General features: G+C 66.2%; 6 protein-coding genes and 1 pseudogene. 1 reads left to right on the forward strand and 6 read right to left on the reverse strand.

Translation table 11 applies throughout. From position 1 onward, the window contains the following. From VN047_RS02545 to VN047_RS02560, 4 genes are all read right to left on the reverse strand, one after another. The coding region (locus VN047_RS02545; protein ID WP_325539708.1) for a glucose PTS transporter subunit IIA at positions 1-791 on the reverse strand (791 nt) is incomplete at its 3' end. 49 nt (positions 792-840) lie between these two features. Next, positions 841-2,007 (reverse strand): N-acetylglucosamine-6-phosphate deacetylase, encoded by a 1,167-nt coding sequence (gene nagA, locus VN047_RS02550; RefSeq protein WP_325539710.1) that lies wholly within the window; start codon positions 2,005-2,007, stop codon positions 841-843. Beyond that, entirely contained in the window at positions 2,004-3,044 is a 1,041-nt protein-coding gene (locus VN047_RS02555) for an SIS domain-containing protein (RefSeq protein ID WP_325539712.1), read from the reverse strand. The genes nagA and VN047_RS02555 overlap by 4 nt, the downstream gene beginning before the upstream one ends. 221 nt (positions 3,045-3,265) lie before the next feature. Beyond that, positions 3,266-4,003 carry a GntR family transcriptional regulator gene (locus tag VN047_RS02560; protein WP_325539714.1) on the reverse strand — a complete coding sequence of 246 codons (738 nt, stop codon included), beginning with the start codon at positions 4,001-4,003 and terminating at the stop codon, positions 3,266-3,268. Between the two features lie 244 nt (positions 4,004-4,247). On the opposite strand from VN047_RS02560, the gene VN047_RS02565 reads away from it, so the two are divergent. Beyond that, positions 4,248-6,797, forward strand: a complete 2,550-nt coding sequence (locus VN047_RS02565; RefSeq protein ID WP_325539716.1) for a family 20 glycosylhydrolase — start codon at positions 4,248-4,250, stop codon at positions 6,795-6,797. A 1-nt stretch (position 6,798) separates the two neighbouring features. On the opposite strand, the gene VN047_RS02570 is transcribed toward VN047_RS02565, so the two are convergent. Both VN047_RS02570 and VN047_RS02575 read right to left on the reverse strand, forming a co-directional pair. Beyond that, positions 6,799-7,491, reverse strand: a complete 693-nt coding sequence (locus VN047_RS02570; protein ID WP_325539718.1) for a hypothetical protein — start codon at positions 7,489-7,491, stop codon at positions 6,799-6,801. Further along, positions 7,488-7,819 (reverse strand): annotated as a pseudogene (locus tag VN047_RS02575) (ABC transporter); the annotation flags it as partial. The gene VN047_RS02570 and the pseudogene VN047_RS02575, both read right to left, overlap by 4 nt.

The raw sequence follows: 7,819 nt of genomic DNA on the forward strand, positions 1-7,819 counted from the left end.
GTCGCGATGACCGGGCGCGGCATGGGGGCGACGGCACCTTCGTCCATGTCGGTGGCGAGCAGAGCGACGATCGCGGCGAGCGCCGCCTCGGCATCGCCGCCGCGCGCCTGCACCACGACCTCGTCACCAAAGCTTGCGCCAAGAGCGAGCAACGCGACCGTGCTGCGCGCATCGCCGCGTTTGTCGCCGCGCGAAAGATGGATGTCGGCCTCGAAACCGCGCGCGGTTTCGCCGATCCGCGCCGCCGGGCGGGCGTGAATGCCGTGTGGCAGCGATAATGTCACGGCCTGTTCGATTACGGTTCCGTCGTCCGAGCGGCGGCGCGCTTCGGCTTGCACCGGCACGACCGTCATCAACGCCTCGCACGCGCCGATCGCACAGTCGGTCGTACGGCGGCTGATCGCGAAGGCTTCGGCGTTGGTCACGATCACCGGCGTGATCAGGCTGGTTGCGGCAAGCGCGACCGCGTCGAGATCGAAGCGGATCAGCGGGTCGCCGCGCGATACCTTGTCGCCGATTGCGACGAGCGGCGCAAATCCTTCGCCTTTCAGCATCACGGTATCAAGCCCGATGTGGATCAGCACCTCGGCGCCCTCGGCGCTGCGCAGCGAGACCGCGTGGCCCGCTTCGTGCAGCGTCACGATTTCGCCGTCGAAGGGCGCCACGACCGTGTCGCCCAGCGGCTGGATCGCGACCCCGTCGCCCATCATTCGCCGGGCGAAGACCGGATCGGGAACGCTGTCCAGCGTCGTCGCCCATCCTCTGAGCGGAGAGGTGATGATCAGGCTCATCGATGTAATCCCCAAAACTTCCGCCGCTTTTTGTGATGCGGCTTGTCGTTCATTGTGCGGTCTGGACAAGGTCCCGTGCAGACTGAAAAACCATCTGTCCGCCGATCCACGTCGCGCGCGGCGCCAGCGTGGCATCGAGCCATACCCAGTCGGCGCGCCGGCCCGGCGCGATCGAGCCGATGCGGTCCTGCAGCGACAGGAAGGCCGCGGGCGTCGCGCTGGCCATCACCGACACGTCGGGTACGGAGAGGCCCGTGACCTCGATCGTCTTGCGCACCGCCGTCGCCATGTCGAGATGGGTGCCCGCCAGCGTACCATCCTCGAAAATGCATACGCCATCCCGCACCGCAATGCGCTTGCCCTGCAGCGTGAATTCGCTGTCGTCGGTGCCGACGCTCGGCATCGCGTCGGTGACGAGCATGATGCGATCCTTGCCCTTGGCGTGGATCGCGAGCCGCGCGACAGCCGGATGCAGGTGGACATTGTCGACGATCAGCCCGCACCAGCAGTCGGAATCGAAGGCGGCGCCGACCGCGCCCGGATTGCGATGGTGCAGCGGCGACATCGCGTTGAACAAATGGGTGAAGCCGGTGAGGCCCGCCGCGATCGCGCGCTGCGCTTCGTCAAAGGTGGCGTCGCTGTGTCCCGCGCTGACGATTACCCCATGGCGGACGAGGGTGCGGATATCCTCTTCGTCGCAAAGCTCGGGCGCCAGCGTCAACATCACGCGCCCGCGATGCGGAGCGGTGAGAGTCGCCAGCGTGTCGGTGTCGAGACGGCGGATGCGGTGCGCTTCATGAATTCCGCGCTTTACCTCGTTGATGAACGGCCCTTCGATATGGATGCCGACGACGCCCGGCACGCCCTGTTCTATCGCGGTATCGACCGCGGCCAGCGCCGAAGCAATCTGGGCGGGCGTATCGCTGATCAGCGTCGGCAGAAATGCCGTGGTGCCGAAACGGGCATGGGCCGCACCGATCGCCGCGATCGCGTCCACGTCGACCTGGTCGTTGAACAGCACCCCGCCGCCGCCATTCACTTGCGTATCGACGAAACCGGGGAGCAGCCAGCCGCCGCCCAGATCGATTTCCCGGTCTGCGGGCGCGTCGGCGGGGGCGGTGACGGCGGTGACGGCGCCATCGAAGACGACGATGTCTGCCGCATCAACGGCGCCGTCCGGCAGTGCGACCCGGCCGTTCTGGAAACGAAAGATCATAAAGTTTCGGTAACCTTGTTGAGATGCGGAGGCGAGTCGGGGTTGCAGCCGCGCGCCTGCGCGAGCGCGCTTGCCATGCGGTAGAAGCTCTGGATCAGCAGGATCGGTTCGATTGCGGGATGCGCGGGAATAGCGGGCAAGTCGCCTTCGACGGGATCTGCAAGCAGTACCGCCGCGCCGCGAGCACGGAATTCGGCTGCTGCGTCCCGGACACTTGCCGCCGCGCGATCGGTCCCGCCGAACGCCAGCACGTGAAAGGCGTCGCCGACGATCGCCATCGGACCATGGCGCACTTCGGCGGCGCTGAAGCCTTCGGCGTGAAGCGCCGAGGTTTCCTTGAACTTCAGCGCGGCTTCCTGCGCGATGCCAAGTCCGTAGCCGCGGCCGAGGACGAACAGGTTGGTAGCGCCTCGAAATGCAGCGACCGCGGGGGACCAATCGAGCGTGAACGCCTGTGCAAGCCCGGCGGGGAGGGCCGCCAGTGCTTCTTCGAGCGCAGCATCATCCGCCCATGCCGCGACCAACGCCGCAATCGCGGCGAGCGAGGCGATATAGGATTTGGTTGCCGCTACCGAATGCTCGACCCCGGCGGATAACGGGATCACGATGTCGGCGAGATCGGCAAGCGGCGAACCCCCGGAATTGACGAGCGCCACGACAAAGGCGCCAGCATCGCGCTGCTGTGCGACCGCGGCAAGCAGATCGGGGCTTTTGCCCGACTGCGATATGGCAAGGCACAGCCGGTTCCCGGATACCGCGGGCGCGTCATAGAGCGACGCGATCGACAGCGCGGCCGACGCGGTTGGCGTCCCCGTCATCGTTTCGATCAGATATTTGGCATAGGTCGCGGCATGGTCCGATGAACCGCGCGCGCACGTCACGACGGCCGCAGGCGGCGATGCGCGGAGGCGGCGAGCAACCGCAGCGAACGCCGCGCGATTCGCCGCCAACATCGTCGCCACCGCGGCCGCAGCCTCGCCCGCCTCCCGCTCCATCAGAGTCTGTCGTCGTCCGTCGGGTGCGGTATTCGGCGTCATTCATCTGTCTCCGATCGCATGCCGGCACGGCGCGCGATACATTGGTATTATATAGGTTATATAGGTATCATCAAGAGGTATGTTTTGGCGCTTCGAATTTTGACATCCGGAGTCCGATCCCATTGATCGGGATGGTCATTGCGACGAGCGCAGCTTCGCTTCAGACGCGAGACCGGAATTCCGGTCTTTGCCGGACGGTTGAGTTGGGCCAGTATCCTGGCCTATCCGTTGAGCTCTGCCACGACGTCATACGCGTCGCCGCGATAGAAGCTCTGGGTGAATTCGGCGGTGCGCCCGTCGGCGAGGAAGCCGCGCCGTTCGATGAACAGGCCGGGCGTGCCGGGCTCGATCTCCAGCATTTCGGCCTGCTCCACCGTTGCCGCGATCGCGCGAAGCCTTTGGAGCGCGCGAACGGGCAGATGCCCCGCTGCCTCCAGCGCCTCGTAAAGGGACGCCCCCACTGCCTCGACCGACGGCAGGCAATAGGCCGGGATCGTCGCAACTTCGAGCGCCATCGACGTATTGTCGGCGTAGCGGATGCGGTGAAAGCGATAGACGAGCGAGCCCGGCGACAGGCCGAGCGACAGCGCCTCCTCGGGGTTCACCGCGCCCGCAGTCTTGCTTACCCATTTGCTGTGCGGCTTGCGTCCGCGCGACACCATGTCTTCGGAAAAGGAAGTGAGTTTGGAAAAGCTCTTCTCGACGCGCGGCCGGGTGACGAAGGTGCCCGCGCCGCGGCGGCGCGTAACGATGCCGTCGGAGACCAGCCCGTCGATCGCCTTGCGCACGGTGATCCGCGACACGTCGAATTCCTCGGCGAGGTCGCGCTCGGTCGGGATCGCTTCCTCGGCCTTGACGATCTGGCCCTCGATCGCATCGCGCAGGATTTTCTGCAGCTGCAGGTAAAGCGGTGTCGGATCGTTCTTCTGGAGCGGACCCACGCGTTCGATCAGTGACAAAGGACGATGCTCCACACGATTGCCCGGCGTGCCGGCTACCAAGGCAGGCCTTCCCATAGCATGTGTTGCATTGGTATGCTCGCGTCAACCTTGCTGCGCGAAAAACGCCCGTCAGACTGGTTTGCCGAAGGGGCTCCCGGTAATCGCCACCATTTTCCTTTCGCTTGGCGGTGCCCGCAAGGGCGTTGACCATCAGATTGGTATATGACAAATCAAATACAAATTGCCGACAGGGAGAACGGGCATGCGCACGACGGGTTGGGTAGCGATGGCGGTCGCGATGCTGGCAACGCCCCCCGCCGGGGCGGCTGAAACCACCGGCCAGGCTGCGCTCGATCGCTTCGCCGATACGCTCGGCTATACCTATCGGGTGGTCGACAACCGCCCGCAATGTCCCGCCGGCATCGAAGGCTGCTTCCTGTCGACGATCGCGCTGACGCTGCCCGACACGCTTCCCGAGGGGCTCGAGACAAAAGGGCTGTCGCTCTATTTCAGCTTCGTTACCCAGCTTCCGCTCGTTGAAAGCGGCATCTTCAGCCATCGGCTGATCAACGGCGACGTCCAGCAACTGGTGTTGAAACCCGGCGCGACGCTCCGCCCCGGCGCGAGGCATGAAGTCAGGCTGTGGGGCATCGGATCGAACTTCTCGAAGGCGTTCGCCATGCCCAACGCCTATCTCGTCGCCGACGGGCTGAAGCCGCGCGTCGTTGCAGCGACACGCGCAGTGATCGATCCCGACACCGGCCTCGAGATCCTGCCCTTCGTTGCGCCGATGACCGACGAGGGGCGGCTTGCCACGAAGAGCGACGCCGACAAGACACGCTGGCTGACCGCCGAGCGCGCATTCGATGTGCAGGCCGCGCGATTGGCACCCGAAGCGATTGGCGTGGTGATCCTGCCCAAGCCCGTCAAGGCCGTGCAGGGCGAAGGCAAGGCGGTCGATCTCGGCCGCGGGGTCGCGCTGATGCTGAACGGTGTCGACCGCAGCGCGATCGCGCCAGCGCTCGCGGCACTTGGCACGGGGGAAGGCGCGCTGCCGCTGAGGATCCGTATCGACGCCGCTGCCTTGTCAAAGCCCGAGAGCTATAGTCTCGACGTCAAATCGTCAGGGATCGCGGTCACCGCGTACGACGCCGCGGGCGCCAGCCACGCGCTGCGCTCGCTCGCGCAGCAAGCAATGTTCGAAGGGGGCAAGCTCGCGCCGCTCCATATCGAAGACGCACCCGAATATGGCTTCCGCGGCCTGCACATCGATCTCGGGCGCAACTTCCACGGCCGTGACGAGATTTTGAAGCTCGTCGAAGCGATGGCAACGTACAAGCTCAACAAGCTGCATCTCCATCTCGCCGACGACGAGGGCTGGCGTATCGAGATCCCCGCGCTCCCCGAACTCGCCGGGATCGGCTCGAAGCGCTGTCATGATCCGAGCGAGCAGACGTGCATCCTCCCGCAACTCGGTGCGGGGCCCGACGGTACGGGCGGGGTGAACGGACATCTCTCGACCGCCGACTATGTCATGATCGTCAAGGCGGCCGCGACGCGGCATATCGAGGTCATCCCCTCGATCGACATGCCCGGCCACAGCCGTGCGGCGATCAGGGCGATGGAAGCGCGCTACGCTCGCCTCACCGCCGCGGGGAAAACAGCCGAGGCCGGGCAGTACCGCCTGATCGATCCCGCCGACACGACCGAGTATCGCAGCATCCAGAACTATAGCGACAACACGCTCAACGTATGCCTGCCCGCGACCTATCGGTTCGTCGACACGGTTGTCGATGCCATCGCGGACATGCACAAACGGGCGGGGGTGCCGCTCAGGACCTTCCACCTCGGCGCCGACGAGACGGCGGGAGCGTGGATCAAGTCACCGGCATGCAAGGCGATGATCGCCGAAAATGGTGGCGACGCGGGTAAGCTCACCCCGCGCTTTATCGAGCGCGTGAGCAAAAGCCTCGCCGCAAAGGGCCTGCGCGTTGGCGGCTGGAGTGACGGCATGGGGCATACCGAAACCGCGAATATGCCGAAGCAGGTGCAGACCAATATCTGGGGCGTGCTCCACGCCGGCGCGATCCGCGAGGGGCATGACCAGATGAACCGCGGCTGGAACGCAGTGTTGTCGATCCCCGACCTCGGCTATTTCGACATGCCCTATGCGCCGCATCCGGGCGAGGGCGGTTACAACTGGGCCTCGCGCGGCGTCGATCCGTATCAGGTCTATGGCTTCATGCCCGATAACCTGCCCGCCAATGCCGCGACGATCCGCAACATCCGGGCGGAGGGCAAGCCGATCGAGGACAAGCCCGCCCTGCAGCCCGGTCGCCGCGTCGCGGGGCTGCAGGCGCAGCTGTGGAGTGAGACGATCCGCACCGATGCGCAGGTCGATTATATGCTCTTCCCGCGCCTGCTCGCCCTCGCCGAGCGGGCATGGAGTCCCGCGCCGTGGACCCCGGCCTATGAGGCAGGCGCCGTTTACGAATGGGGCGACAAGCGCGTCGATGCCGCCAAGCTCAAAACCGGCTGGCAGGACTTCGCCGGGCGCGTCGCAGCGCAGTTCCCGATGCTCGAAAAGATCGGCGTCGCCTATCGCGTCGCACCGCCGGGCGCGCGCATCGTGAACGGCAAGCTCGAGGCGAACAGCATGTTCCCCGGTACCGCGATCGAATATCGTATCGGCGATAGCGGCTGGACGTCCTACGCTGGGCCGGTCGCGGTCAGCGGCGGGGTCGACGTCCGCAGCCGCTCGGCCGACGGCAAGCGCGCCAGCCGGACAGTTCGGGTCGAACCCGGCCGATAGTTCAGACGGCTTTCAACCAGACGACGAGTGCGAAGCGTGTCGCCTTGGCGGGCAGGGTGCGATGCGGGGTGAAGCGATCGAGGAACAGTGCGGTCCCCGCCGGGCACTCGGGGCGAACGCGTGGCAAGCCGGTGAGCCGCCATTCCGGGATCTCGAAACCGTCGTCGCCCTGTGACGCGAGCGGCGCGGGCTGGCGACCCGCGGCAATCTCCAGTCCGCCGTTCCCCGGCCCGGCATCACTCAGCGGAATCCACGCGGTCACCGCGACCTTGCCGCATCCTGTGCCGTCGTCGCGCGCAACGTCGCTGTGCCACGCATGGCGATGTTCGGGAAAGCAAGCGATGCTCGCGCGGACGCGCGCGATCTTGCCGGACAGCGCCCGGCAGCCGAGGCGCTCGGCGGTCTCGATCAACTTTCGATCGTTCACCAGCGCCTGTAACCGCGGGCCGCGATGCGCGTCGGTGCACACCGCCACGCGCAGCAGGTTCGCGACGCTGCGTTCGTGCGCGAACACGCGGTCGATCCGCTGGCTGAGCGGCGCATCGGGGCAGCTTTGCTCGAAGGGCAGATAGAGGGCACGCGACACGCGGTCGATATGCTCCGCGACGTCGGCCTGTGCCGCACCGACGAGTTCGGGATCGAACAGCGGCACCGTGGCATATCCCTGGTCGGCGAACCGTGCTTCTGCGTTCATCGCGCGCGCCCGAACAGCGTGATCGTCGGCCATTCGCCGCCCGTCTCGACCTCTGCGTCGATGCCATAAACCGCGCGCAGCCGATCGGCGGTCAGCACTTCGGCGGGCGTGCCGTCGGCGACGATTTGCCCGCCGTCGATCAGCAGCAGCCGGTCGCAATAGCGCGCCGCGAGCGTCAGGTCGTGGAGCACCGCGATCACCAGCGCGCCGCCTGCGGCTTCGGCGCGCAGCATGTCCATCACGTCGATCTGGTGTCCCGGATCGAGGCTCGCGAGCGGTTCGTCGGCAATCAGCGCGGGCGCCTCGACCGCCAGCGCGCGCGCGAACA

This window comes from Sphingopyxis sp., assembly GCF_035565275.1.
Taxonomy (GTDB): Bacteria; Pseudomonadota; Alphaproteobacteria; order Sphingomonadales; family Sphingomonadaceae; genus Sphingopyxis.